The sequence below is a fragment of the Streptomyces sp. NBC_00193 genome (assembly GCF_026342735.1).
Lineage (GTDB): Bacteria > Actinomycetota > Actinomycetes > Streptomycetales > Streptomycetaceae > Streptomyces > Streptomyces stoeckheimensis.
In genome coordinates, this window is the sequence record NZ_JAPEMM010000001.1 from 3,982,509 (window position 1) to 4,006,984 (window position 24,476).

22 protein-coding genes are annotated in these 24,476 nt (G+C 72.3%); 13 read left to right on the top strand and 9 right to left on the bottom strand.

Going from position 1 to position 24,476, the window contains the following annotated elements; all coding sequences use genetic code 11:
* Positions 1 to 6 precede the first annotated feature (6 nt).
* From OG898_RS17715 to OG898_RS17730, 4 genes are all read left to right on the top strand, one after another.
* A complete protein-coding gene (locus tag OG898_RS17715; RefSeq protein ID WP_243337072.1) occupies positions 7 to 585 on the top strand; it encodes a TetR/AcrR family transcriptional regulator in 579 nt (192 codons plus the stop codon).
* 65 nt (positions 586 to 650) lie between these two features.
* On the top strand, positions 651 to 1,457 hold the full coding sequence (locus OG898_RS17720; protein WP_250741306.1) for a phosphatase: 807 nt from the start codon (positions 651 to 653) through the stop codon (positions 1,455 to 1,457).
* 811 nt (positions 1,458 to 2,268) lie between these two features.
* The gene (locus tag OG898_RS17725) at positions 2,269 to 2,691 is read left to right on the top strand and encodes a hypothetical protein (protein WP_266957917.1); all 423 of its coding nucleotides are present in this window, start codon (positions 2,269 to 2,271) and stop codon (positions 2,689 to 2,691) included.
* Between the two features lie 309 nt (positions 2,692 to 3,000).
* Complete coding sequence (locus OG898_RS17730; RefSeq protein WP_266957919.1) at positions 3,001 to 3,435, top strand: hypothetical protein; 435 nt, start codon at positions 3,001 to 3,003, stop codon at positions 3,433 to 3,435.
* Between the two features lie 53 nt (positions 3,436 to 3,488).
* On the opposite strand, the gene OG898_RS17735 is transcribed toward OG898_RS17730, so the two are convergent.
* From OG898_RS17735 to OG898_RS17755, 5 genes are all read right to left on the bottom strand, one after another.
* Positions 3,489 to 4,466 (bottom strand): cation diffusion facilitator family transporter, encoded by a 978-nt coding sequence (locus OG898_RS17735; RefSeq protein ID WP_266960306.1) that lies wholly within the window; start codon positions 4,464 to 4,466, stop codon positions 3,489 to 3,491.
* A gap of 45 nt (positions 4,467 to 4,511) precedes the next feature.
* Positions 4,512 to 5,390 carry an acyl-CoA thioesterase II gene (tesB, locus tag OG898_RS17740; RefSeq protein WP_266957921.1) on the bottom strand — a complete coding sequence of 293 codons (879 nt, stop codon included), beginning with the start codon at positions 5,388 to 5,390 and terminating at the stop codon, positions 4,512 to 4,514.
* A gap of 19 nt (positions 5,391 to 5,409) precedes the next feature.
* Positions 5,410 to 6,567 (bottom strand): acyl-CoA dehydrogenase family protein, encoded by a 1,158-nt coding sequence (locus tag OG898_RS17745; protein ID WP_266957923.1) that lies wholly within the window; start codon positions 6,565 to 6,567, stop codon positions 5,410 to 5,412.
* Positions 6,568 to 6,719: 152 nt separating this feature from the next.
* On the bottom strand, positions 6,720 to 7,091 hold the full coding sequence (locus OG898_RS17750) for a hypothetical protein (protein WP_266957925.1): 372 nt from the start codon (positions 7,089 to 7,091) through the stop codon (positions 6,720 to 6,722).
* Between the two features lie 236 nt (positions 7,092 to 7,327).
* Positions 7,328 to 9,403: a helix-turn-helix domain-containing protein gene (locus OG898_RS17755; protein ID WP_266957927.1), complete on the bottom strand. Its 2,076-nt coding sequence runs from the start codon at positions 9,401 to 9,403 to the stop codon at positions 7,328 to 7,330.
* A gap of 117 nt (positions 9,404 to 9,520) precedes the next feature.
* Here OG898_RS17755 and speB point away from each other — a divergent pair, with 117 nt between their 5' ends.
* From speB to OG898_RS17780, 5 genes are all read left to right on the top strand, one after another.
* The gene (speB, locus tag OG898_RS17760) at positions 9,521 to 10,489 is read left to right on the top strand and encodes an agmatinase (RefSeq protein ID WP_266877754.1); all 969 of its coding nucleotides are present in this window, start codon (positions 9,521 to 9,523) and stop codon (positions 10,487 to 10,489) included.
* A gap of 42 nt (positions 10,490 to 10,531) precedes the next feature.
* Complete coding sequence (locus OG898_RS17765; protein WP_266957929.1) at positions 10,532 to 12,199, top strand: thiamine pyrophosphate-binding protein; 1,668 nt, start codon at positions 10,532 to 10,534, stop codon at positions 12,197 to 12,199.
* 77 nt (positions 12,200 to 12,276) lie between these two features.
* Positions 12,277 to 12,477 (top strand): hypothetical protein, encoded by a 201-nt coding sequence (locus OG898_RS17770; protein ID WP_266957931.1) that lies wholly within the window; start codon positions 12,277 to 12,279, stop codon positions 12,475 to 12,477.
* A complete protein-coding gene (locus OG898_RS17775) occupies positions 12,474 to 13,151 on the top strand; it encodes a hypothetical protein (protein WP_266957933.1) in 678 nt (225 codons plus the stop codon). The genes OG898_RS17770 and OG898_RS17775 overlap by 4 nt, the downstream gene beginning before the upstream one ends.
* Positions 13,152 to 13,347: 196 nt before the next feature.
* Entirely contained in the window at positions 13,348 to 17,142 is a 3,795-nt protein-coding gene (locus tag OG898_RS17780; RefSeq protein ID WP_266957935.1) for an ABC transporter ATP-binding protein, read from the top strand.
* Positions 17,143 to 17,210: 68 nt separating this feature from the next.
* Here the strand turns inward: OG898_RS17780 and OG898_RS17785 are convergent, their stop codons facing one another.
* Positions 17,211 to 17,633: a hypothetical protein gene (locus OG898_RS17785; RefSeq protein WP_266957937.1), complete on the bottom strand. Its 423-nt coding sequence runs from the start codon at positions 17,631 to 17,633 to the stop codon at positions 17,211 to 17,213.
* 356 nt (positions 17,634 to 17,989) lie between these two features.
* On the opposite strand from OG898_RS17785, the gene OG898_RS17790 reads away from it, so the two are divergent.
* Positions 17,990 to 18,751, top strand: coding sequence for a hypothetical protein (locus tag OG898_RS17790; protein WP_266957939.1), 762 nt, complete (start codon positions 17,990 to 17,992; stop codon positions 18,749 to 18,751).
* Between the two features lie 135 nt (positions 18,752 to 18,886).
* On the opposite strand, the gene OG898_RS17795 is transcribed toward OG898_RS17790, so the two are convergent.
* The 3 genes from OG898_RS17795 to OG898_RS17805 all read right to left on the bottom strand — a co-directional run bounded on the left by OG898_RS17795 (position 18,887) and on the right by OG898_RS17805 (position 20,695).
* On the bottom strand, positions 18,887 to 19,309 hold the full coding sequence (locus OG898_RS17795) for a hypothetical protein (protein WP_266957941.1): 423 nt from the start codon (positions 19,307 to 19,309) through the stop codon (positions 18,887 to 18,889).
* Positions 19,310 to 19,604: 295 nt separating this feature from the next.
* Complete coding sequence (locus OG898_RS17800) at positions 19,605 to 20,012, bottom strand: hypothetical protein (RefSeq protein ID WP_250739596.1); 408 nt, start codon at positions 20,010 to 20,012, stop codon at positions 19,605 to 19,607.
* Positions 20,013 to 20,140: 128 nt separating this feature from the next.
* Positions 20,141 to 20,695, bottom strand: coding sequence for an EF-hand domain-containing protein (locus tag OG898_RS17805; RefSeq protein ID WP_250739595.1), 555 nt, complete (start codon positions 20,693 to 20,695; stop codon positions 20,141 to 20,143).
* A 99-nt stretch (positions 20,696 to 20,794) separates the two neighbouring features.
* Between OG898_RS17805 and OG898_RS17810 the strand changes: the two genes are divergently transcribed.
* From OG898_RS17810 to OG898_RS17820, 3 genes are all read left to right on the top strand, one after another.
* Positions 20,795 to 22,417, top strand: a complete 1,623-nt coding sequence (locus tag OG898_RS17810; RefSeq protein WP_266957946.1) for an aldehyde dehydrogenase — start codon at positions 20,795 to 20,797, stop codon at positions 22,415 to 22,417.
* Between the two features lie 140 nt (positions 22,418 to 22,557).
* The gene (locus tag OG898_RS17815) at positions 22,558 to 22,902 is read left to right on the top strand and encodes a hypothetical protein (RefSeq protein ID WP_250739613.1); all 345 of its coding nucleotides are present in this window, start codon (positions 22,558 to 22,560) and stop codon (positions 22,900 to 22,902) included.
* Positions 22,903 to 22,986: 84 nt separating this feature from the next.
* Positions 22,987 to 24,456: a S28 family serine protease gene (locus OG898_RS17820; protein WP_250739593.1), complete on the top strand. Its 1,470-nt coding sequence runs from the start codon at positions 22,987 to 22,989 to the stop codon at positions 24,454 to 24,456.
* The last annotated feature ends 20 nt before the right edge of the window (positions 24,457 to 24,476 follow it).

Consider the following 24,476-nt stretch of genomic DNA (forward strand, 5'->3'; position numbering starts at 1 on the left):
ATTCCCATGAGCACCAGAGCGGCCGCCCCGACCCGGCGCGAGCAGATCCTCGGCGAGGCGGCGCGCCTCTTCGCCGAGCGCGGTTTCCACGGCGTGGGCGTGGACGAGATAGGGGCCGCGGTGGGCATCAGCGGCCCCGGCCTCTACCGGCATTTCGCCGGCAAGGACGCGATGCTCGCCGAGCTGCTCGTCGGCATCAGCGAACGGCTGCTCACGGGCGGCCGGCGCCGGGTGGAGGAGGCGGCCGGCGACCCGTCCGGAGTACTGGCCTCCCTCATCGACGGCCACATCGACTTCGCGCTCGACGACCGGGCGCTGATCACCCTCCACGACCGGGAGCTGGACCGGCTGCGCGAGGCCGACCGCAAGCTCGTACGGCAGCTCCAGCGCAAGTACGTCGAGCTGTGGGTCGACGTCGTACGGGAGCTGCACCCCGAGGTGGGCGAGGCGGAGGTACGCGTCTCCGTGCACGCGGTCTTCGGCCTGCTCAACTCCACCCCGCACCTGGCGGCCCTCGGCCGGGACGCCACGGAGTCCCTGCTGCGACGGCTCGCCAACGGGGCCTTCGGGGCGCTGTCGGGATGAGGCGGGGCGGCCGCGGTGTCCGGGGGGCGGGATGGAAGGGACGGCTCCGGGCGCGCGGCGGCAGAATGGGCCGCATGCCGAAGCCGATAGAGACGCCTGTCCCCAGCCGAGCCGAACTCATCGACCACCTGGTCCGCACGCGGATCGCGGGAGACGTCGCCACCCCGCGCGACAACAACCTCTCCCACTACCGCAAGCTCGCCAACGGCGACCGCCACTACTGGCTGGGCCTGGAGCTGGGCGACCGCTGGACGGACGAGCAGGACGTGCTCGCGGTGATGGCGGAGCGCTGCGGTGTCGTGGACGACCCCGCGCACCGCGTCGGCCAGGACACCATCGACCCCGAGCTCACCGTCGCCGCCCTGGACCGGATGGCGGCGCGGCTGCGCAAGGCCGCGCTCGACCGGCAGAGCGTGCTGCTGGCCACGGGGCACCCGGGCGGGCTGCTGGACGTGCACCGGGCCACGGCCGATGCGCTGCGCTCCGCGGGCTGCGAGATCGTGGTGATCCCGCCGGGGCTCGTCGCCGACGAGGGCTCGGTGTGGCAGTTCGCGGACGTCGCGGTCCTGGAGCGGGGCGCGACGCTGTGGCACACGCACTCCCCGGAGCCGATGGCGGCGATCCTGGACGCGCTGGCGGCCCACGGCCGCCCCCAGCCCGACCTGGTCGTCGCCGACCACGGCTGGGCGGGCTGCGCGGCGCAGCGCGGGCTGGACGCGGTGGGCTACGCCGACTGCAACGACCCGGCGCTGTTCCTGGGCGAGGCCGAGGGCACGCTCCAGGTGGCGGTGCCGCTGGACGACCACGTCCGTGACCCCCGCTTCTACGACCCGATGGTCGCGTACCTCCTCGCGGCGGCGGGCCTCCTCTAGCCACCTCACGCGGGGGCCCGGCCCGGGCGCCTCACGCGGGGGGCGGGGCCCCGGGCACGCCGCTGCGCGGCGCCGAGTCCCCTCCCCGCCCTTCGCCCGTTCCCCGGGGCCCCGCCCCGGACCCGCTGCCAGGTGCGGCGCCGTTCCGGGGGCCAGCCCCCGTGCCCCCGCGCCTCAAACGCCGGCGGGGCTGGATTGGGCCAGGGCCCATTTGCCGGGTGCGGCGCCGTTGCGGGGGCCAGCCCCCGTGCCCCCGCGCCTCAAACGCCGGCGGGGCTGGATTGGGCCGGGACCCGTTTGCCGGGTGCGGCGCCGTTGCGGGGGCCAGCCCCCGTGCCCCCGCGCCTCAGGGGCCGGCGGGGCTGGATTGTGCCGGGACCCCCGTGGGGCTGGATTGGGCCGGCGCTGGGTCTTTTCAGCCGTCCGGCGTTTGAGGACCGGGGTCTGGGGCGGAGCCCCAGGGGGGCCGGGCGCAGCCCGGGACCCTCGCTTCAGCCCGTCCGGCGCTTGAGGACCGGGGTCCGGGCAGCGCCCGGGGAACGGTGGAAGGGCGGGTAGGGGACTTCGCCCCGCAGGGCCGAACCGCCCGCAGCCGCCCATCGGGCCCGGGGGCGAACGGGAAGTATCAAGATCGGCCATCTCCGTCAAGCCCCGAATGTGAGTGGCGTGACGCGATTCCCGTCATCGGGTTTATTTGAAGTACGCCCTCACCGGGAAACACCGGAAGAAATAAGAGGGCAGGGAATCGCCCCGGACCCTTTCCCCGGAAATGATTCTCGGACCCCCCTTCTTTTCCGAATGGAGAACGGCCATGTTCAAGATCCTGTCGACCCGCCGCATCGTCCTCGCCTCCGCTTCCGTCGCCCTGCTGGGTGGTGGCATCGCCCTCCCCGCCACGGCGATGGCAGCCCCCACGACCGTCCCGCACCAGGCGGTGTCCGTCCTCCAGGACGACAGCGCAGACGGCATCGGCACCGGCGGCGACGCCAACGCCGAGAACACCACCGTCGGCGGCGACTCCCGCGGCGGCGACGCCAACAGCGGCGTCGGCAGCTGCAAGGGCAAGTGCGACATCAAGACCGGAAACGCCCGCGGCGGCGACTCCAGCGCCGACGCCATCAACACCGGCGACGCCACCGCCGTCGGCGGCGACGGCACCGGCAAGGGCGGAAACCTGAACAAGGTCAACAAGCAGACGATCAAGAACCAGCTCAAGAACAAGCTCGGCAACTGAGCCCAGCAAGCCACCCCACACAGCGGCGCCCCGGGAATCCCCGGGGCGCCGTCGCGTGCCACGGACACCACGGACGCCGGAGAGGCCAAGCCCCTCCGGCGTCCGGCGTGCGTTCCCGTGAATGGAGGAGGGGCTATCAAGATCGACCGTATCCGTCAAGCCCCGAATGTGAGTGGCGTGACGGGATTCCCGCCATCGGGTTTATTTGAAGTACGCCCTCACCGGGAAACACCGGAAGAAATAAGAGGGCAGGGAATCACCCCGAATCCCTCCTCTTCTTTCCTTTTCTTTTCCGAATGGAGAACGGCCATGTTCAAGATCCTGTCGACCCGCCGCATCGTCCTCGCCTCCGCTTCCGTCGCCCTGCTGGGCGGTGGCATCGCCCTCCCCGCCACGGCGATGGCAGCCCCCACGGCCGCCCCGCAGCACGCGGTGTCCGTCCTCCAGGACGACAGCGCAGACGGCATCGGCACCGGCGGCGACGCCAACGCCGAGAACACCACCGTCGGCGGCACCTCGCAGGGCGGCAACGCCGACAGCAGCGTCGGCAGCTGCAAGGGCAAGTGCACGATCTACACCGGAAACGCCACGGGCGGCAACTCCAGCGCCGACGCCATCAACACCGGCGACGCCACCGCCGTCGGCGGCGACGGCAGCGGCCAGGGCGGGAACCTGAACAAGGTCAACAAGAACACGGTGAAGAACCAGGTCAAGAAGGACCTCAAGGCCAAGCTCGGCAACTGAGTCCACCCCACGAGAACGGCGCCCCGGGACCCCCGGGGCGCCGTTCTCGTGCGTCAAGAAGGGGAAGGGGGAGAGGGGGGAGGTGACGGCGTCGGGTCCAGGTACACCCGGCGGATCGCCGGGAAGCGGTCCCGGAGCTGTTCCTCGGCGATCTCGCAGGCCGCCTCCACCTGCGCCGCGGACGCCAGATCGTGGAAGTCGATCTTCGCGGCGATCAGTACCTCCGACGGCCCCTGCACCAGCGTGGTCAGCTCCAGCACGCCCTCGATGTGCAGCACCGACAGCAGCTCCTCCCGCACCTCCGCCCGCATCCCCTCCGGCAGCGGCCGCCCGATCAGGTACTGCGCGTTCGAGCGGCCGAGCTCCCACGCCACCCACACCAGCAGCAGCCCGATCAGCAGCGAGGCCACCCCGTCGTACACGCCCGATCCCGTGAGCTGCGCCCCGAGCAGGCCGCCCGCGGCCAGCGCCAGCCCGATCAGGGCGGCCACGTTCTCCAGGAGGACGGCCTTCACCGCCGTGTCCGGGGTGTGTTTCACGTACAGCCCCAGGGGCGCGCTCATCCGCACCGCCTCGCCCTTGACCTGCCGCCAGGCAACCAGCAGGGAGTAGCCCTCCAGGACGGCGGCGACGGCCAGGATGATGTAGGAGAGCGTCGGGTTTCCGGGGTCCTCCCCGTGCATCAGGGTGTGGATGCCGTCGTAGACGGCGAACACCGCGCCGCCGACGAAGGTGGCGATGGACGCCAGCAGCGCCCAGATGTACCGCTCGGGTCCGTACCCCAGCGGGTGCGCCTCGTCCGCCGGCTTCGCGCTCCGCTTCAGCGCGGTCAGGAGCATCACCTCGGTCACCGTGTCGGCCACCGAGTGCGCCGCCTCGGAGAGCATCGCGCTCGATCCGCTGATGACCCCGCCCACCGCCTTGGCGGCGGCGATGCCGAGGTTCGTGACCACGGCGACGACGACCGTGCCGACGCTCTCGTCCTCGCCCGGTCCCGCGTCCGGGTCGCCGCTTCCGCTTCCGTTCACCATCGCATCGCTGCTGGACATGGTGTGACGTTATGTCGGACGGCCGGACTACGCGCGCGGGACGCGCACCACGCCCTCCTGGATGACCGTCACGGCGAGCCTGCCGTCCTGGGTCCAGATCCGGGCCTGGCCCAGACCGCGCCCGGCGGCGGCCGAGGGGGACTCCTGGTCGTACAGCAGCCATTCGTCGGCGCGGAACGGCCGGTGGAACCACATCGCGTGGTCGAGCGAGGCGCCGACCACGTCGCCGACCGCCCATCCGCCCTTCCCGTGCGCGAGCAGCACCGAGTCGAGCAGGGTCATGTCGGATACGTACGTGGCCAGGCAGGTGTGCAGGAGCGCGTCGTCGCTCTCCAGCTTGCCGGCGGTACGGAACCACACCTGCGAGCGCGGTTCGACCGGTTCGCCGACGCTGCCCCAGGGCGGGACGGTCGCGTACCGCAGGTCCACGGCTCCGCGCGCCTCGATGAGCCGTTCCACCGTGCCCGGGTTGCGGAAGATCTCCCGGTAGAGCGGGAGGGATTCGGCGGCCGTCGGGAGGGTCTCCGGATCGGGGGCGTCGGGCATCTCGGCCTGGTGGTCGAGCCCTTCCTCGTACGTCTGGAAGGACGCGGAGAGGTGGAAGATCGGCTGGCCGTGCTGGACGGCGACGACGCGGCGCGTGGTGAAGGAGCGTCCGTCGCGGATCCGGTCGACCGAGTACACGATCGGCGCGCCGGGGTCCCCGGCGCGCAGGAAGTACGAGTGGAGCGAGTGCGCGGTGCGGTCCTCGGGCACGGTACGGCCGGCCGCGACCAGGGCCTGGGCCGCGACCTGACCGCCGAAGACCCGCGGTACCAGCGCGGAACGACTGGTACCGCGGAAGATGTTCTCCTCGATCTGCTCCAGGTCGAGCAGATCGAGGAGCGTCGTCAGTGCCTCGTTCATGGGGGGAAGCGTAAGACGCCTACAGGCCCATCGACTTGGCGATGATGGACTTCATGACCTCGCTGGTGCCGCCGTAGATGCGGTTCACGCGGTTGTCGGCGTACAGGCGGGCGATCGGGTACTCGTTCATGTAGCCGTAGCCGCCGTGCAGCTGGAGGCACTTGTCGATGACGCGGTGCGCGACCTCGGTGCAGAACAGCTTCGCGGAAGCGGCCTCGGCGGCGGTGAGCTCACCGGCGTCCAGGGCCTCCAGGGCGCGGTCGGCGACGGCCTCGGCGGCGTCCACCTCGGCCTGGCAGGCGGCCAGTTCGAACTTGGTGTTCTGGAAGTGCGCGACCGGCTTGCCGAAGACGGTGCGGTCCGTCACGTACTGCTGGGCGAACCGGACGGCGGCCTTGGACTGCGCGTACGCGCCGAAGGCGATGCCCCAGCGCTCGGACGGCAGGTTGGCGCCGAGGTAGTAGAAGCCCTTGTTCTCCTCGCCGAGCAGGTCCTCGACCGGGACCTTCACGTCGACGAACGCCAGCTCGGCGGTGTCGGAGGTGCGCAGGCCGAGCTTGTCGAGCTTGCGGCCGATGGAGTAGCCCTCGGACTTGGTGTCCACGGCGAAGAGGGAGATGCCGAAGCGGCGGTCGTCCTCGCTCGGGGCGGAGGTGCGGGCGCAGACGATCACGCGGTCGGCGTGCACGCCACCCGTGATGAAGGTCTTGGAGCCGTTGAGGACGTAGTGCGTGCCGTCCTCGGAGAGCTTGGCGGTGGTCTTCATGCCCGCGACGTCGGAACCGGTGCCCGGCTCGGTCATCGCCAGGGCCCACATCTCCTCGCCGGAGACGAACTTCGGCAGGAAGCGCTTCTTCTGCTCGATGTCGGCCAGCATCTTGATGTAGGGCAGGGCGAGCAGCACGTGCACGCCGGAGCCGCCGAAGTTGACGCCCGCGCGGGAGGTCTCTTCGTAGAGGACGGCCTCGAACTTGTGGGTGTCCAGGCCCGCGCCGCCGAACTCCTCGGGGACGTTGATCCCGAAGATGCCCAGCTCGCCGAGCTTGTAGTAGAACTCGCGCGGGGCCTGGCCGGCTGCGAACCACTCGTCGTAGACCGGGACGACCTCGGCCTCGATGAAGGCGCGGATGGTCTCGCGGAACGCCTCGTGGTCCTCGTTGAACACCGTACGGCGCACGGCCGACTCCCTTCGTCGCGGCAGTCAGCCGCCCAATCTAAGCGCTTGCTCAGATTAAGTTACCGGCGAGTTGGTCTCGCTGTCCAGAGTGAGGTGGGGCACGTCGGCCCGGAGTCGCCCGGCGCCTCCCCCGGCGCCTCCCCCGGCGTCCTTCAGAAACCGTTGCAGACGGCCGAGGCGAAGGGGCCGGTGGCCGTCGCCGTGATGGGCGCGGAGTCGTCCACGGTCACCGAGCAGGTGGCGGTGCCGCCGTCGGGGCCCAGCGTGACGACGAGGGAGCCGCCCTTGACGAAGCCCTTCGTGGTGATCTCCTTGGTCCAGGGCAGGGTCCGGTCGCCGACCTGGCTGGTGGACAGGTTCCCGTCGCGCCAGGTCGAGTAGGTGATGGCCACGCCCGAGGCGTTCCCGGTGGCCGCGTACGTGATCCGGGCGGGCCGTGCGGCCTCCTCGGACACCTCGCCGACGAAGACGGCGAAGAGGGCGGCGCAGCCGCCGAGCAGCAGCAGGAGCAGGCCGAGCAGCACCCAGGGCCAGCGGCGGCGCCGGGGCGGCGGGGGGTAGGGGTACGGGTACGGAGGCGGAGGCGGCTGCTGGGGTGGGCGCGGTCCCCAGTGCGCGGGCTCCGAGGGCCCCGGGGGCTCCGAGGGCCCCCAGGGTTCCGAGTGTTCCGAGGGTTCCGAGGAACTGTCCGGCCGGTTCATGTCCTCAGCGTCGCCCCGCCCGTCGCCCGCCGCGACACGGCTGACGGCGGGCCCGGGCCCTACGGGGCGTCCGGGCCGTCGAGATGCCGGAGCGCGAACCACAGCTCCATCCGGGTGTCGGGATCGTCCAGGTCGGAGCTCAGGAGGGCGGCCGCGCGGGCGATGCGCTGGCGGACGGTGTTGCGGTGGATCCCGAGCGCGGCCGCGCTGCGGTCCCAGCTGCCGTGGTGGGCCAGCCAGGCGCGCAGGGTGTCGCGCAGGGCGGGGGAGAGGGGGCCGAGCAGGGCCTCGGCGTGGGCCCGGGCCTCGGCCGCGCCGACCAGGCCCGCGAGGCCGGGCTCGGTGTGGCGGGCCAGCGGGGTGCGGGCCGCTTCGGCACGGTCCAGGGCCCGCCGGGCCTGCGCGTCGGCGCCGGGCAGGCCCTCGGGCCGGGTCGGGGCGCTCACCCCGAGCCGCCACCCGGGCTGTGGGCCGGGCTCGCGGTCGGTGAGCAGCCGTACGGAGTCCGCGTGCGGGGGGCCCGCGGGCGCGGGGCCCGTGTGCGGGGTGTCCTCGCGTACGGAGTCCCCGCGCGGGTCCAGCAGTACGGTGCCCAGCGCGGCCGCCAGGGCCCGCGGGTCCCCGGTGCCGCGGGCGTGGACGGCGTACCAGGGCCCGGGGCCCAGCGCCCCGGCCGGATCCCCGCCGAGCAGCAGCCGGGTCAGGGCGGCCTCCGCCCCGGCCGGGCGGCGGGCGGTGAGCAGGGTCAGCAGTACGGCCGCCACCGAGGCGACGGTGTGGTCCCCGGGGGCCCGTGAGGGGGTCGCCAGGGCCAGGACCCGGCCGCCGCCGAGGGCGTGGACGCTGAGGTGGAGACCGTCGTGCGCGGCCGTCGCGGTGGCCGCGGAGCCGGGTGCGACCCGTCGGGCGAGCGCGCCGAGTGCGTCGATCACCCCGGGAGCGGGCACCGTTCCGGCGTAGACGGTGGGGGTGCCGGGGCCTCCGGGCTCCGCCCTGCTGCCCTGCTCCCGGCGGGCGCCCGCACCCTCCGGCACGACAGGCCCGGCCTCGGCCACGGTGGCCCCGGGCCGGACGATGCCCGGCCCGGCGGTGGGCGTGGGTGTGGCTCCTGTCCCGGTGGGTGCGGGTGCGGTTCCGGTCCCGGCCGCTGCGGGCCGGACGGTGCCCGCCCCGGCGGTGGGTGCGGGTGCGGCTCCTGTTCCGGTGGCTGCGGGTTGGCCGGTGCCCGCCCGGGCGGTGGGCGTGGGCCCGGCCCCTGCCCAGGTGGCTGCGGGTTGGATGATGCCCGCCCCGGCGGTGGGCGTGGGTGCGGTTCCTGTCCCGGTGGCAGCGGGCCGGGCGGTGCCCGCTCCGGCGGTTTCCCGCCCGGTGGCCGACGGGGCGTCCGGCCGGCCGGCGGGGAGGAGGCCGGCCCAGCCGCCCAGGGTCGCCGCCAGCCGGCGCAGGACCGCCGGCACCGGGTCCGGGCGGGCGGCGGCCGCCGCCAGGGACTGCTGGGCCTCGGTCACCCGGCGGAGCTCGGCCGTCCGGGCCCGGGCCATCAGCCGCCAGACGCTCCGGCCGACCGCGGTGAACGGGGTCCCGGGCGGCACCTCCACCAGGGGCAGCCCGTACCGCTCGCAGGCCTCGATCAGGGCCCCGGGCACGGTCTTGTGCACCGGGGTCACCCCGAACCCGACAGCTCCGACCCCGGCCCGGACCAGCTGCGCGATGTACGGTCCGGCGTCGATCGCCCCGCCCGCCGCGAGCCCGCCCGCCGCGAGCCCGGCATCCGCGTGCACGGTGCCGGCCGGCACCGTCCCGGCCGGGTCCGTGCCGGCCCGCTCGGTGTGGGCCCGCTCGGTGTGGGCCCGCTCGGTGTGGGCACTCTGGGTGTCCGCGTGCCCCGCGCCCCCGTGGCCGGGGCGGACGTCGGCGGGCCCGGCTCCCGCCGGACCGGCGTCCACCCCCGCGAGGCCCGCCCCCGCCGTCAGGAGGAGTTCGCCGCCCAGCAGGTACGGGGACGGGTCGGCCATCTCGGAGGCGTGGACCCCGTGCAGTTCGGCCTCGGCGGGGCCGGCCAGGTGGCGCAGGCCCAGTTCGTGGTCGGCGAGCAGTCGGCCGAGTGCGACCGGCGGGGTGGGCGGGGCTTCCATGGGTGGATACTCCGTACATATCGAGGGAGCCGGATGGATGAAACGTACACTTCGCCTGCCCGGGGTGTCCGTTTACGCTCGAAGGACCGCACCGCACACCTCCCCGGAAGGCCCCTCATGAGCACGCAGCCGCGCGGCCCCGTCGACTCCTCCCGCATCCCGCGCTACGCGGGCCCGGCGACCTTCGCCCGGCTGCCCCGCCTCGACGAGGTCGGCGGCAAGGCCGACGTGGCCGTCGTCGGCGTGCCGTTCGACTCCGGAGTCTCGTACCGCCCCGGCGCGCGCTTCGGCGGCAACGCCATCCGCGAGGCCTCCCGCCTGCTGCGCCCGTACAACCCGGCGCAGGACGCCTCCCCGTTCGCCCTCGCGCAGGTCGCCGACGCCGGCGACATCGCGGCGAACCCCTTCAACATCAACGAGGCCGTCGACACGATCGAGGCCGCCGCCGACGAGCTGATCGGCAACGGCTCCCGCCTGATGACCCTCGGCGGCGACCACACCATCGCGCTCCCGCTCCTGCGCTCGGTGGCGAAGAAGCACGGCCCCGTCGCGCTGCTCCACTTCGACGCCCACCTGGACACCTGGGACACCTACTTCGGCGCCGAGTACACGCACGGCACCCCGTTCCGCCGCGCCGTCGAGGAGGGCATCCTCGACACCGAGGCCCTGTCCCACGTCGGCACGCGCGGCCCGCTGTACGGCAAGCAGGACCTGGACGACGACGCCAAGATGGGCTTCGGCATCGTCACCTCGGCCGACGTCTACCGGCGCGGCGCCGACGAGGTCGCGGACCAGCTCCGCCAGCGCATCGGCGACCGCCCGCTGTACATCTCCATCGACATCGACGTGCTGGACCCCGCGCACGCGCCCGGTACGGGCACCCCGGAGGCGGGCGGCATGACCTCCCGCGAGCTGCTGGAGATCATCCGCGGGCTTTCCTCCTGCAACCTGGTCTCGGCGGACGTCGTGGAGGTCGCCCCGGCGTACGATCACGCGGAGATCACCTCGGTCGCGGCCTCGCACACCGCGTACGAGCTGACCACGATCATGAGCCGCCAGATCTCCGCGGCACGCAACGCCGGCTAGGCGCAGCGCGCAGGCGCGGGCGAACCCGAAGGGCACGCAAGAGTGACGCACGACCACGACCTGGTACTCCGCCCCACCGAAGCCCAGAAGGCGGCCGCGCTCGCGCCGCCGCCGGGGCGCACGGGCGGGGACCTGGTCGTGGAGACGCTGCGCTCGCTCGGTGCGACCACCGTCTTCGGGCTGCCCGGCCAGCACGCGCTCGGCCTCTTCGACGCCGTCGGCCGATCCGACCTGCGCCTGGTGGGCCTGCGTACGGAGAACAACGCCGGGTTCGCCGCCGACGCGTACGGCCGGATGACCGGCGAGGCGGCCCCCCTCCTGCTGTCCACGGGCCCGGGCGCGCTCATGGCGCTCCCGGCCCTGGCCGAGGCGGCGGCGGCGTCCGCGCCCGTCCTGGCGATCTCCTCACAGGTCCCGACCCCGGGCCTGGGCGGCGGCCGGCGCGGTCACCTGCACGAGCTGCGCGACCAGGCGGCCTCCTTCCGGGACGTGGTCAAGTCCGTGCACACCGCCCGGACCCCCTCCCAGATCCCGTCCGTGATCGCCGAGGCCTGGGAATCGGCGCTGACCGCCCCGCACGGGCCGGTGTGGGTGGAGATCCCGGAGGACGTGCTGCGCGCGGAAACCGTCATCCCCAAGGTCACCGGCATGGACGCGACCCCGCACGAACTGGCCCCGCGCCCGGAGCTGACCGCGCTGGCCGCGCACTGGCTGGAGAACGCGGAACGCCCGGTGATCATCGCGGGCGGCGGGGTGATCCGCTCGGACGCCGCGGGCAAGCTGAAGCAGCTCGCGGAACGCCTGAACGCCCCCGTCGTCACCACCTTCGGCGGCAAGGGCGCCTTCCCCTGGACCCACCCGCTGTCCCTCCAGTCCTGGCTGGAGGACCGCCACATGACGGACTTCCTGGAGGACGCCGACGTCCTGCTGGTGGTCGGCTCGGGCCTGGGCGAACTGTCCTCGAACTACCACACGTTCTTCCCGGAGGGCCGGGTCGTCCAGATCGAGGCGGACCTCGGCAAGCTGGAGTCCAACCACGCGGGCCTCGGCATCCACGCGGACGCCCGCCTCGCCCTGCAGGCGCTCCTCGAAACGGTCGCCGAGCGCCCCGACCCGCAGGCCCCCGAGCGCGTCCGCCTGGTCCTGGCCGACATCGCGGCCCGGCTGGCCTCCCAGGACCTGACCCTGGAGCAACAGCTCCTGACCTCGATCCGGCAGGCCCTGCCGCCGCGCTCCCCGTCGTTCTGGGACATGACGATCCTGTCCTACTGGGCCTGGTCGGCCTTCGACCCCAAGCATCCCAACACCATGCACTCGGCGCAGGGCGCGGGCGGCCTCGGCTACGCCTTCCCGGCGGCCCTCGGCGCGGCCGTGGCGGAGCCGGACACCCCGGTCCTCGCGGTTTCCGGCGACGGCGGCGCGATGTACTCGATCGCCGACCTGGCCACCGCCCGCCAGCACGACCTGGACGTCACCTGGCTGATCGTGGACGACGGCGGCTACGGCATCCTGCGCGAGTACGGCTGCGAGACGGGCACGACCCTGACCCGCCCCGACTTCGTGGCCCTGGCGGCCGCCTTCGACGTCCCGGCGACCACGACCACCCCGGACTCCCTCCGCGAGGACCTGGCCCGGGCCCTGAAGACCCCGGGTCCTTCGCTCCTGGTCCTTCCGGCCACGCCGAAGATGTTCGCCCCCACCCACGTCTGAGGGGTGCGCGGGCCGGGTTAGGTTGGTACCGATCAGTCCCGGTCGCACGTCTTTGGTCGCAGGTCTCTGGGGGAGCGGTGCCGTTCGAGCAGGAGTGCGCCCGGCAGGGTCCATTCACCGCCGGCCCCGGGGCGCTCGTCACGGCCGCCGACCGAGCGGCCCGCGATCGACAGACCACCCTCACCTACCTCATGGCCCGCCGCGTCACCGACGCTCCGGGCTGCGAGAACAAGCCGCTGGAGCAGGCTCCCGCGGTGAAATCGGGAGACACCCAGTGAACGCCATCTCGACCGTGGCCAAGCGGTCCGTACTCGCCCTCGTCTGCCTGGTGGCGGCGGTCGGGTGTTCCACAGAGCAAGCAGGGCCCCGCGCCGCCGACCCGTGCGCGATCGCCGATCCGTCGGCCGAAAGGGATCTCCTCAAGCAGATCACCGGCTCCGGTGACTTCGACACCCGGGTCAACGCCACCACCGCGCACCTGGTGGACAGCCTCAAGGGGGACGTGCGGTCGCTGCCGTCGACGCCGTGGCTCATGTGCGGGTACGTCCCCAAGCAGGGGAAGGACGCCGACCGCGTACAACTGCAGGTCCGCTGGCTGTACCGGGAGTCCAAGGAGCAGAACCCGAAGGACACCGTGCCCGTCGAGGCGAGCGGGGCCGTCGGCTGGGCCGGCGACACCGGGTCGCAGCTGCGCGTGCGCTGCGACTTGCCCGGCGACCTCCGCCAGCAGTCCGACAACGCCCTGCTGGCCGTGGAGGAATCCTTCAGGATCGGCGCCCCCCGGCCGAACATGACCCAGGCGGACCGGGACCGGCAGACGGCCTTGGCCTATCTCATGGCCCGTCGCGTCACCGAGGCCCTCGGCTGCGAGAACAAGCCGCTGAAGCGGGCGCCCGTGGTGAAGGTGCTGCCTTCGCCCACGCCGACGCCGACGGCGACGCCCAAGTCCTGACCCCGGCCCGGACGGCCCCGCCGGCGCCGTGGGCCCCGTAGGCCTCCCCGGCCCCCGTAGGCCTCCCCGGCCCCCCGTGGGCGCAACCCCGCGCGCGGAACCCGCGCAACCCAGTTCGAATTGTTGCGGCGGGATGAAATCCGCCGGTCGGAGCGTTGGCGCTTCCGGCAGGGCAGGACGAACGGGGAGGCAGTACGTGGCTACGGCGACGGCGGAAACGGCGGCTGGAAGCAAACAGGGGTGGGGGAGGCGGCTCGCCGCCTACACCTGGCGGTACAAGGTCAACGTGCTGCTGGCCCTCGGGTCCTCGCTCGGCGGCATGGCCGTCATGGCGCTCGTACCGCTCGTCACCAAGGTGATCCTCGACGACGTCATCGGAGACCAGAGCAAGCCCATGGGGCCCTGGGCCCTGATGCTCATAGGCGCCGCGGTCCTCGTCTACGTGCTGACCTACATCCGCAGGTACTACGGCGGCCGGCTCGCGCTCGACGTGCAGCACGACCTGCGCACCGACATGTACGACACCATCGCCCGGCTCGACGGCCGCCGCCAGGACGAGCTGTCCACCGGGCAGGTCGTCGGCCGGGCGACCACCGACCTCCAGCTGATCCAAGGGCTGCTCTTCATGCTGCCCATGACCATCGGCAACTTCCTGCTCTTCGGGATATCCCTCGGGATCATGCTGTGGCTCTCGCCGCTGCTGACCGTCGTCGCGCTGCTGATGGCCCCCGCCCTCTGGTTCATAGCCAAGCGCAGCCGCAAGAAGCTCTTCCCCGCCACCTGGTACGCCCAGAGCCAGGCCGCCGCCGTCGCCACCGTCGTCGACGGGGCCGTCACCGGCGTCCGTGTCGTCAAGGGCTTCGGCCAGGAGGAGCAGGAGACCGGCAAGCTCCGCGACGCCGGCCGCCGGCTGTTCGCCGGACGGATGCGCGGCATCCGGCTGAACTCCCGCTACACCCCCGCCCTGCAGGCCGTACCGGCCCTCGGCCAGGTCGCCATGCTGGCCCTCGGCGGCTGGATGGCCACCAAGGGGCAGGTCACCCTCGGTACCTTCGTCGCCTTCTCCACCTACCTCGCCCAGCTCGTCGGCCCCGTCCGCATGCTCGCCATGGTGCTCACCGTCGGCCAGCAGGCCCGCGCCGGCGTGGAGCGGGTCTTCGAGCTCATCGACACCGAGCCGGTGATCCGGGAGGGGACGAAGGAGCTCCCCGCGGACGCGCCCGCCACCGTCGAGTTCGACGACGTGCGGTTCGGGTACGACCCCGAGCGGCCCGTGCTCGACGGGTTCGGACTGTCGATCGCCGAAGGGGAGACCGTCGCCCTCGTCGGGTCCTCGGGCAGCGGGAAGTCCACCGTCTCGCTGCTGCTGCCCCGCTTCTACGACGCCGACCGCGGCGCCGTCCGGGTCGGCGGCCACGACGTGCGCGAGCTGACCTACGACTCCCTGCGCGACGCCATCGGACTGGTCCCCGAGGACTCCTTCCTCTTCTCCGACACCATCCGCGCCAACATCGCCTACGGTCACCCCGGCGCCACCGAGGACCAGATCCTGGCCGCCGCCCGCGCCGCCCAGGCCGAAGGGTTCATCGAGGCCCTCCCCGCCGGGTACGACACCAAGGTCGGCGAGCAGGGCCTGACCCTCTCCGGCGGCCAGCGCCAGCGCATCGCGCTCGCCCGCGCCATCCTCACCGACCCCCGCCTGCTGCTCCTCGACGACGCCACCTCGGCCGTCGACGCCCGGGTCGAGCACGAGATCCACGAGGCGCTGCGCGCCGTCATGGCCGGCCGCACCACCCTGCTCATCGCGCACCGCCGCTCCACGCTCGCGCTCGCCGACCGGATCGCCGTACTGGACCACGGGCGGCTCTCCGACGTCGGTACGCACGAGGAGCTGGAGCGCCGCTCCGCCCTGTACCGGCGGCTGCTCACCGACCCGGACGCGCTGGGCGCGGGCTCCCCGCGGACGCCCGAGGCGCCCTTGATGGAGGAGTTCGAGCGCGACATCGAGCGGGACATCGAGCTCGAAGCCGAGATCGACTCCGAGCCGGTCAACGCCAAGCGCCGGGTGGCCGGCGGGATCACCCCCGAGCTCTGGCAGCGCCAGGAGGAGGCGGACGACAAGACCATCGCCCCCGCGGGGATGTCCGCCACGCCCGAACTGCTCGCGCAGGTGGCCGCGCTGCCGCCCGCCGACGACACCCCCGACGTGGACGAGACCCGCGCCGCGTCCGCCGAGGACAGCTACAACCTGGGCCGGCTGCTGCGCGGCTTCTGGGCCCCGCTCGCGATATCCCTCGGCCTCGTCGCCCTCGACGCCGGCTCCGGGCTGCTCCTGCCCATCCTGATCCGGCACGGCATCGACCAGGGCGTCGAGGCGGCCGCGCTCGGCGCCGTCTGGGCGGCGTCCCTCCTCGCGCTCGGCGTGGTCCTGGCCCAGTGGGCCGCGCAGTTCGCCGAGACCCGGATGACGGGCCGCACCGGCGAGCGCGTGCTCTACGCCCTGCGCGTCAAGATCTTCGCCCAGCTCCAGCGCCTCGGCCTCGACTACTACGAGCGCGAGCTGACCGGCAAGATCATGACCCGGATGACCACTGACGTGGACGCCCTGTCCAGCTTCCTGCAGACCGGGCTCGTCACCGCCGTCGTCTCCGTCCTCACCTTCTTCGGCATCCTGGTCGCCCTCCTCGTCCTGGACGTGGAGCTGGCTCTGATCGTCTTCGCCACGCTGCCCCTGCTGATCGTCGGCACCTTCTTCTTCCGCCGGAAGTCCGTGGCCGCCTACGAGCTCGCCCGCGACCGGGTCGGACTGGTCAACGCCGACCTCCAGGAGTCCGTGGCCGGACTGCGCATCGTCCAGGCCTTCCGCCGCCAGCGCTCCGGCGCCGTCCGGTTCGCCGAGCGCAGCGACTCGTACCGCGAGGCCCGGGTCCGCGGCCAGTGGCTGATCTCGGTCTACTTCCCCTTCGTGCAACTGCTGTCCTCCGGGGCCGCGGCCGCCGTGCTGATCGTCGGCGCGGGCCGGGTGGAGGCCGGCACGCTCACCACGGGCGCGCTGGTCGCGTACCTGCTCTACATCGACCTGTTCTTCGCCCCCGTCCAGCAGCTCTCGCAGGTCTTCGACGGCTACCAGCAGGCCACCGTCTCCCTCGGCCGCATCCAGGGCCTGCTGCGCGAGCCCACCAGCACCCCCCGCCCGGCCGACCCCCGGCCGGTCCCCGAGCTGCGCGGCGAGATCGCCTTCGAAGGCGTCCACTTCTCGTACGGCACGGCCGAGGAGCGCGGGGCGAAGGAACCGGCGCTCACCGGGATCAGCCTGCGCATCCCCGCCGGGCAGACCGTCGCCTTCGTCGGCGAGACCGGAGCCGGCAAGTCCACGCTGGTCAAGATGGTGGCCCGGTTCTACGATCCGACCTCCGGCCGGGTCACCGCCGACGGGGTGGACCTGCGCGAGCTGGACCTGACGGGCTACCGCCACCGCCTCGGCGTCGTCCCCCAGGAGCCGTACCTCTTCCCGGGAACGGTCCGCGACGCCATCGCCTACGGGCGGCCCGAGGCCAGCGACGCCCAGGTGGAGGCCGCCGCCCGCGCGGTCGGCGCCCACGCCATGATCGCCACCCTGGACGGCGGCTACCTGCACACCGTCACCGAGCGCGGCCGCAACCTCTCGGCCGGCCAGCGCCAGCTGATCGCGCTGGCCCGCGCCGAGCTCGTCGACCCCGACGTGCTGCTGCTCGACGAGGCCACCGCCGCCCTCGACCTGGCCACCGAGGCCCTGGTCAACCAGGCCACCGACCGGCTCGCGGGCAAGCGCACCACCCTGGTCGTGGCACACCGGCTGACCACCGCCGCGCGCGCCGACCGGGTCGTGGTCATGGACCGCGGCCGGGTCGCGGAGGACGGCACCCACGCCGAGCTGCTGGCCCGCGGCGGCCGGTACGCCGAGCTGTGGCGCACCTTCGCGGGCGAGGACGAGCCGGCCGCAGCGGCGTAGGACGCACACGACGGCGCCCCCGGGGATTCCCGGGGGCGCCGCTGTGTGGGGTGGCCGGTCGGCTGGGCCTACTTGCCGAGCTTGGCCTTGAGCTCGTTCTTGATCGTCTGCTTGTTGACCTTGTTCAGGTTTCCGCCGGTGCCGGTGCCGTCGCCGCCGACGGCGGTGGCGTCGCCGGTGTTGATGGCGTCGGCGCTGGAGTCGCCGCCGCGGGCGTTTCCGGTCTTGATGTCGCACTTGCCCTTGCAGCTGCCGACGCCGCTGTTGGCGTCGCCGCCGCGGGAGTCGCCGCCGACGGTGGTGTTCTCGGCGTTGGCGTCGCCGCCGGTGCCGATGCCGTCTGCGCTGTCGTCCTGGAGGACGGACACCGCGTGCTGCGGGACGGTCGTGGGGGCTGCCATCGCCGTGGCGGGGAGGGCGATGCCACCGCCCAGCAGGGCGACGGAGGCGGAAGCGAGGACGATGCGGCGGGTCGACAGGATCTTGAACATGGCCGTTCTCCATTCGGAAAAGAAAAGGAAAGAAGAGGAGGGATTCGGGGTGATTCCCTGCCCTCTGGTTCTTCCGGTGTTTCCCGGTGAGGGCGTACTTCAAATAAACCCGATGGCGGGAATCGCGTCACGCCACTCGCATTCGGGTCTTGACGCCCATGGCCGATCTTGGTAATTCCCGTTCGCCCCACCCGGGGAACCCCGGGCGTACCCGGTAAGGCGCCGCGTGCGTGACAACACGCCGCGCGCGGACGAATCCGTACGGTGACCGGACCCGCGCGATAGCGTCTGCCCCGGCGCGCGCACGCTTTGGCCACAGTCGAATTGCTCCGCACCACAACCCCGGAGAATTTCCCATGAACGAGCGTTCCTGGACCCGTCGCATCGTGCTGGCCACGGCCTCCGTGGCACTGGCCGGCGGCATCGCCCTGCCCGCGACCGCGATGGCCGCACCCGCAGCCCCGTACTACGGCCACAGCGGCATCAGCGCCCTCGTGGACAGCGCTTCCCCCGGAGCCTGTGAAGGGTTCTGCGAGGGGAGCAACAACATCGCCGCGGGCGACGGCGTCTCCGGCAGCTGCACGGGTCTGTGCCGCGACAGCACCAACACCGCCGTGGGTGACCGCGTCTCCGGCCTGTGCACGGGCCTGTGCGGCGACAGCACCACCACCGCGGTCGGGGCGGGTGCGTACAACGAGTGCACGGGCCTGTGCGGCACCAGCACCAACACCGCCGTGGGTGACGGCGCCTCCAACCGGTGCAACGGCCTCTGCTTCGACAGCGTCAACACGGCCGTGACCGCCGACGTGCTGAGCCGTAGCAGCCACGTGGCGTCGAGCTCGACCGGGAAGACCGTGCGGGGCGGGGACGGGGGCGAGCAGGGCGATCGCAGGGGCGGTGACGCCCTCGCCGTCAGCGGCAACGCCAATGCCGAGAACACCACCGTCGGCGGCACGGCCACCTCGGGCTCCGCCGCCTCCGGTGTGGGCACCTGCATCGGCCGGTGCACGATCACCACCGGGAACGCGACCAGCGGCAACGCGAGCGCCGACGCGCTGAACACCGGTGACGCGACCGCGGTGAGCGGCGACGCGACCGCCACGGGCGGCAACGCCTGATACCGGGGCGAACGCCCGACGGCAGGAAAGCACGGCGGACGCCGGAGGGGCATGGCCTCTCCGGCGTCCGTGGCATGAGAACGGCGCCCCGGGGATTCCCGGGGCGCCGCTGTGTGGGGTTGTGGCCTGCTGGGCTCAGTTGCCGAGCTTGTTCTTGAGCTGGTTCTTGATCGTCTGCTTGTCGACCTTGTTCAGGTTCCCGCCCGTGCCGGTGCCGTCGCCGCCGACGGCGGTGGCGTCGCCGGTGTTGATGGCGTCGGCGCTGGAGTCGCCGCCGCGGGCGTCTCCGGTCTTGATGTCGCACTTGCCCTTGCAGTCGCCGACGCCGCTGTTGGCGTCGCCGCCGCGGGAGTCGCCGCCGACGGTGGTGTTCTCGGCGTTGGCGTCGCCGCCGGTGCCGATGCCGTCGGCGCTGTCGTCCTGCAGGGCGGACACCGCCTGGTGCGGAACCGCAGCCGGTGCGGCCATTGCGGTGGCGGGGAGGGCTATGCCACCACCGAGCAGGGCGACGGAAGCGGAAGCAAGAACGATGCGGCGGGTGGAAAGAATCTTGAACATGGCCGTTCTCCATTCGAAAAAGAAGGGGGATTCGGGAATTGTCCGAAGAAAGGATCCGGGGTGATTCCCTGCCCTCTGGTTCTTCCGGTGTTTCCCGGTGAGGGCGTACTTCAAATAAACCCGATGGCGGGATTCGCGTCACGCCACTCGCATTCGGGGCTTGACGGTGGCGGCCCCTTCTTGTAAAAGCACTGTTCGAGTGTGCTCGTACACGCACCGGAGCCCCGGGTCCGTCGTGCGGACCCGGGGCTCCGGTGCGGTGTCCCTCTCGGGCGGTACGGATCGCGGTCGATCCTCACGTCTTCACGTGGCGGGGAATGGTCGTGCCTCCCTCCGTCCCGCCGCCGGGGATTCCTTCGGGAGGCCCGCAGGGGGCGGTGATGCACTGCCACTCCGGACGGTCGGGAGCCTGGAAGACGGGGGGACTCTCGGGAGAGCCGTGCTTGCCGGGGCGCTTGTGCTTCCCCTTGCCCCACTTGCCCGGGGTGTCCTCGGCGGGCGGGTCCGTGCGGATCAGGGTGTCGTCGGGTCCGCTGTGGAGCAGGAGGGTGGACTCGTTGCCGGTGGTGTCGTCGGCCGTGACCGCGTGCGAGCCGGCGGGGGTGGCGGCGAGTGCGGTCGCGGGTGCGAGCACGCCGCCCGCGACGATGGCTGCCGATGCGGCGAACAGGACGAGGCGCGGCTTCCTGGAAACGTGGGTCATGACTGCTCTCCCGTGGTGAGCGAGGCGGATGGGGTTCGTCCCAGTACGCCCCGCCACCTGCGCGGTGTCACGACCCGACATCTCGCGGCTTGACGGGATCCGGCTCCCCGGCTAGGCCGCTCCCGGGGCTAGAGCTCGCCGAAGAGCAGGTTGCCCGGGGCGTCCTCCTCGGTGCCGGTGTAGTACTCCCGCACCGCGCCGAGGAGCTCGTCCACGGACAGGAACCCGTCGTGGTCCGCGTCGATCCGGGCGAAGAGGGCGTCCGTGTCCTCGCGGCTCAGCTTCGTGTCGAAGGCCGTCTGGGCCTTCTGGAACTCCTCGGGGCTGATCCGCCCGTCGTCGTCCTTGTCGACGACCAGCAGCATCGCGTGCGCCATCGGCCGGAACGACTTGTCGTAGGCCGCGCGGTCGTCCTGGAAGAGGCGCGTCATGCCCTGCTTGTACTCCGCCGGCGTGACCTTCCCGTCCCGGTCCATGTCGAGCTCGGTGAAGAGCTCCTGCCAGAAGTCGACCAGCCCGCCCATCACCTGGGTCGCCTTGGGGGAGGTGGCCGGCTCGCCGAGGGCCGACAGCAGGCGGGAACCGAGCCCGATGATGTCGTGCTCGTCGATCACCTGGTCCTCGTTGACGTCGAGGTGGGCGAAGGCGCGGTCCAGCTTGCGGTCGAGCAGGTCGTTCGTCATTTCAAGTGCCTTTCACGGCTACGGTGCGGGGTCCCGCGTTCACCTAGCGTAATCTCCTGCGTGATCACGAACTCCCGTTATCCCGCTAGGAAGTTGTGGATGCACTCTTACGAGGTATGGGTCAACGGCGTCGAGGAACCCGGCACCCGATGGGTCTACTGGCCGCGGGTGGGTCAACTCCTGCGCGAGCCGTTCGAGGTGCTCGGGCTCAAGGCCCGGCTGGAGCGCGGTGAGGACCTGCCGTACGACGACCGGCTGCTGGCCGGCCGCGTGGCCCTGTCCGCACCCGAGCAGGGTCTGCGCGCCCTGACCGCCGCCCGCGCCGCCCAGCCGGGATGGGCGGCGGTCCCGCTCGCCGACCGGCTGGAACTGCTGCACGGCATCCACCGGGCCGTCGTCGAGCGGCGCGAGGAGCTGACCGGGCTGCTGGTCGCCGAAGGCCACCCCGTACGGCTGGCGGCCTGGGAGCTGGACTCCGTGGCCGCCTCCTTCCACCCCGACTCCGTGGCCGACTTCGCCGCGCGGCTGCGGGAGCCCGAGCGCACCTCGGCCGGCCGCCGGACCCGCATGGTGCGCAAGCCGGATGGGGTGGTGTGCCTGAGCCCGCCGCGCAACGCCCCGACCTCCAACTCCTTCTACGGGGCGCTGGCGCTCGCCGCCGGCAACAGCCTGGTCGTCAACGCGCCGCCCACCGCCCCGCTGGGCGTCAGCTTCGTCTACCGGGAGCTCGTGGCCCCGCTCCTGGAACGGCTCGGCGCCCCGCCCGGCACCCTGAACGTGGTCTGCACGCACGCCCGCGCCGTGGTGCGCCAGTGGCTGGACAGCCCCGACTGCGACGACCTCGTCTTCTTCGGCGGCTCCGAGCAGGGCCTCAAGCTGGAGCGGGAGTGTGTTGCCGCCGGGAAGAAGCCCGTACTCGAACTGTCGGGCAACGACGGGGTGCTGGTGTGGCGCGACGCCGAGGTCGATCTCGCCGCGCGGGCCCTGTGCGAGCGGTACTACGGCTCCGGGCAGATCTGCATGACCCCGAAGTTCGCCATCGTCCATCCGGAGGTGGCCGACCGGCTGCTGAAGGAGCTGATGGAGCAGGTGCGGGAGATCCGGCCCGGGCCGCCGGAGGATCCGCGCACGGTGCTGAGCCCGGTGGTCAAGCGGGCGGAGTTCACCGAGTTCGTCGGCGAGGTGCTGGCCGCCGGCGGGGAGCTTTTGTGCGGCGGCGAGTTCGTCGACGTGGACGACGAGCCCTCGGCGGCGGGACCGTTCATCCGCCCGGCGGTCGTCCGGGTGGACGGACTGGCCGCGGCCGCCCGGCTGCGCGCCTTCCGCGAGGAGACCTTCTTCCCGCTGCTGTGCGTGGTCGTGCCCGAGGCGCCGGCCCGGCTGGAGGAGGCGATCGGCTTCCTCAACGCCAACCCCTACGGTCTGCGCAACTCCCTGTGGACCCAGGACGAGCGGGTCGTCGAGCGGTTCTGCGAGGAGGTGGTCAACGGCGGCATGCTGAAGGTCAACGACTCGCACATCGGCTGCCTGCCCGCGATCCCGTACAACGGCGGCACGGGAGCCACGGGCGGGATCTTCGGCGAGGCCAACCTGCCCGCCGTCCGCACCACCCACCTCCAGTCGATCGCCGTCGCCACCCTGGTCAGGCCGCGGGAGTCGGTCTTCGACCACACGGCGGCCTGCGAGGGCGAACCGACGGGTCCGGCGGCTTGCATGGGCTGAGTTCTTGTTCCGAGCAACCATTCGGGGCGACCCGGCGTCGTACGAACGTGCGCACGTTGTACGTACGACCGATGGGGGACAGGGTGTTGAAGGCGCGGAACCCGCGGAGGCGATGGGCCGCCTGCGCGGGCGTGATCGCCATGACGCTGTGGCTGGCCGTGGCCGGACTGCTGACGGCGCAGCCCGCCCAGGCTGCGACCGGCGGGTGCGCGGGGAACCTGGTGCGGACGCTGCCGTTCTCCACGGGCGAGGTGCGCGTCTACAAGACCCGCGACCGGGCCTGCGCGGTGGCGGTCGCCCGGGAGCCCGGACAGCGGCGGGCGATGTCGGTGAGCATCCAGCCGCGCGGCGGCTACCCGGTGCGCGATGCGGGGCAATTCACCCGGTACGCCGGCCCCGTCACGGTCCATGCGATCAATCGCTGCGTGTACGTAAAGGGGAGTGTAGGGGCCGGATCCGTCGATTCCGGCTGGATCCTTTGCTGATGGAGCGGCCCAACTAGGTCTGTTCAGCCGCATGTTCCCCCGGCTAGGTTCACGGCGACCGATGTGAACTCATGGGGAGTGTGAATGCGCAAGAAGCTCGGATGGCTGCTGTCGCTCGCGGTGCTGATCGGCACCACGGGTGCGGCCGGCACCACGGCGCAAGCGGCCACCGCCGCGGAACCGTCCGCCGTCACGGATGCCACCGCCAGGGATGCCAAGGCCGCCACGGAAGACATCAAGGACCGGATCCTCGCGATTCCGGGGATGAGCCTGATCGAGGAGAAGCCGTACACCGGCTACCGCTTCTTCGTATTGAACTACGAGCAGCCGGTCGACCACCGCGCGCCGTGGAAGGGCACCTTCAAGCAGCGCATCACCCTGCTGCACAAGGACGTCACGCGGCCCACGGTGTTCTTCACCTCCGGCTACAACGTCAACACCAACCCGCGCCGCAGCGAGCCGACGACCATAGTCGACGGCAACCAGGTGTCGCTGGAGTACCGATTCTTCAACCCGTCCCGCCCCGACCCGGCAGACTGGTCGAAGCTCGACATCTGGCAGGCCGCCAGTGACCAGCACCGCGTCTTCACCGCCCTGAAGAGGATTTACAAGAAGAACTGGCTGGCCACGGGCGGCAGCAAGGGCGGCATGACGGCCACCTACTTCGAGCGCTTCTACCCGCGCGACATGGACGGCGTCGTCGCGTACGTCGCCCCCAACGACGTGGTGAACAAGGAGGACTCGGCCTACGACCGGTTCTTCGCCAAGGTCGGCACCAAGGAGTGCCGCGACAAGCTGAACGCGGTGCAGCGCGAGGCGCTCGTGCGCCGCGAGCCGCTGGAGGCCAAGTACGCGGCCGCCGCCGCCGAGAACGGCTGGACCTTCACCACCGTCGGCAACCTCGACAAGGCCTTCGAGGCCGTCGTCCTCGACTACACGTGGGCCTTCTGGCAGTACAGCCTGCTCGCCGACTGCGCCTCCATTCCGGCCGCCGCCACGGCGAGCGACCAGGAGATCTGGGACACGGTCGACGCGATCTCCGGCTTCTCGGCCTACGCCGACCAGGGCCTGGAGACGTACACCCCGTACTACTACCAGGCGGGCACCCAGCTCGGTTCCCCCGACATCAAGCAGTCCCACCTGGACGGCCTGAGCCGCTACGGCTACCAGCCGCCGCGCAACTTCGTGCCCCGCGACATCCCGATGACCTTCCAGCCGGCGGCGATGCGGGACGTGGACACCTGGGTGAAGAACAACGCGAACCAGATGCTCTTCGTCTACGGGCAGAACGACCCGTGGGGTGCCGAACCGTTCCACCTCGGCTACGGGGCCCGCGACAGCTACGTGATGACCGCTCCGGGCGCCAACCACGGGGCCAACGTCTCCAAGCTCATGGAGGCCGAGAAGGCGCTGGCCACCGAGAAGATCCTCAAGTGGGCCGGAGTGGCCCCGGCCGCCGCGCCCAGCGGCGCCGCGAAGGCCGCGCCGCTGGCGAAGCCGGACGCGCAGCTCGACCAGCAGGACATCGAGCGCGAGCCGATGCTGCGTCCGTAGCTCGGTAGCTCGGTGGTTCC

Bases quoted from the DNA above. Each gene is read 5' to 3' on its own strand.
- OG898_RS17715 (WP_243337072.1), top strand. From the start codon at position 7: ATGAGCACCAGAGCGGCCGCCCCGACCCGGCGCGAGCAGATCCTCGGC.
- OG898_RS17720 (WP_250741306.1), top strand. From the start codon at position 651: ATGGGCCGCATGCCGAAGCCGATAGAGACGCCTGTCCCCAGCCGAGCC.
- OG898_RS17725 (WP_266957917.1), top strand. From the start codon at position 2,269: ATGTTCAAGATCCTGTCGACCCGCCGCATCGTCCTCGCCTCCGCTTCC.
- OG898_RS17730 (WP_266957919.1), top strand. From the start codon at position 3,001: ATGTTCAAGATCCTGTCGACCCGCCGCATCGTCCTCGCCTCCGCTTCC.
- OG898_RS17735 (WP_266960306.1), bottom strand. From the start codon at position 4,466: ATGGTGAACGGAAGCGGAAGCGGCGACCCGGACGCGGGACCGGGCGAG.
- tesB (WP_266957921.1), bottom strand. From the start codon at position 5,390: ATGAACGAGGCACTGACGACGCTCCTCGATCTGCTCGACCTGGAGCAG.
- OG898_RS17755 (WP_266957927.1), bottom strand. From the start codon at position 9,403: ATGGAAGCCCCGCCCACCCCGCCGGTCGCACTCGGCCGACTGCTCGCC.
- speB (WP_266877754.1), top strand. From the start codon at position 9,521: ATGAGCACGCAGCCGCGCGGCCCCGTCGACTCCTCCCGCATCCCGCGC.
- OG898_RS17785 (WP_266957937.1), bottom strand. From the start codon at position 17,633: ATGTTCAAGATCCTGTCGACCCGCCGCATCGTCCTCGCTTCCGCCTCC.
- OG898_RS17790 (WP_266957939.1), top strand. From the start codon at position 17,990: ATGAACGAGCGTTCCTGGACCCGTCGCATCGTGCTGGCCACGGCCTCC.
- OG898_RS17795 (WP_266957941.1), bottom strand. From the start codon at position 19,309: ATGTTCAAGATTCTTTCCACCCGCCGCATCGTTCTTGCTTCCGCTTCC.
- OG898_RS17800 (WP_250739596.1), bottom strand. From the start codon at position 20,012: ATGACCCACGTTTCCAGGAAGCCGCGCCTCGTCCTGTTCGCCGCATCG.
- OG898_RS17805 (WP_250739595.1), bottom strand. From the start codon at position 20,695: ATGACGAACGACCTGCTCGACCGCAAGCTGGACCGCGCCTTCGCCCAC.
- OG898_RS17810 (WP_266957946.1), top strand. From the start codon at position 20,795: ATGCACTCTTACGAGGTATGGGTCAACGGCGTCGAGGAACCCGGCACC.
- OG898_RS17815 (WP_250739613.1), top strand. From the start codon at position 22,558: ATGACGCTGTGGCTGGCCGTGGCCGGACTGCTGACGGCGCAGCCCGCC.
- OG898_RS17820 (WP_250739593.1), top strand. From the start codon at position 22,987: ATGCGCAAGAAGCTCGGATGGCTGCTGTCGCTCGCGGTGCTGATCGGC.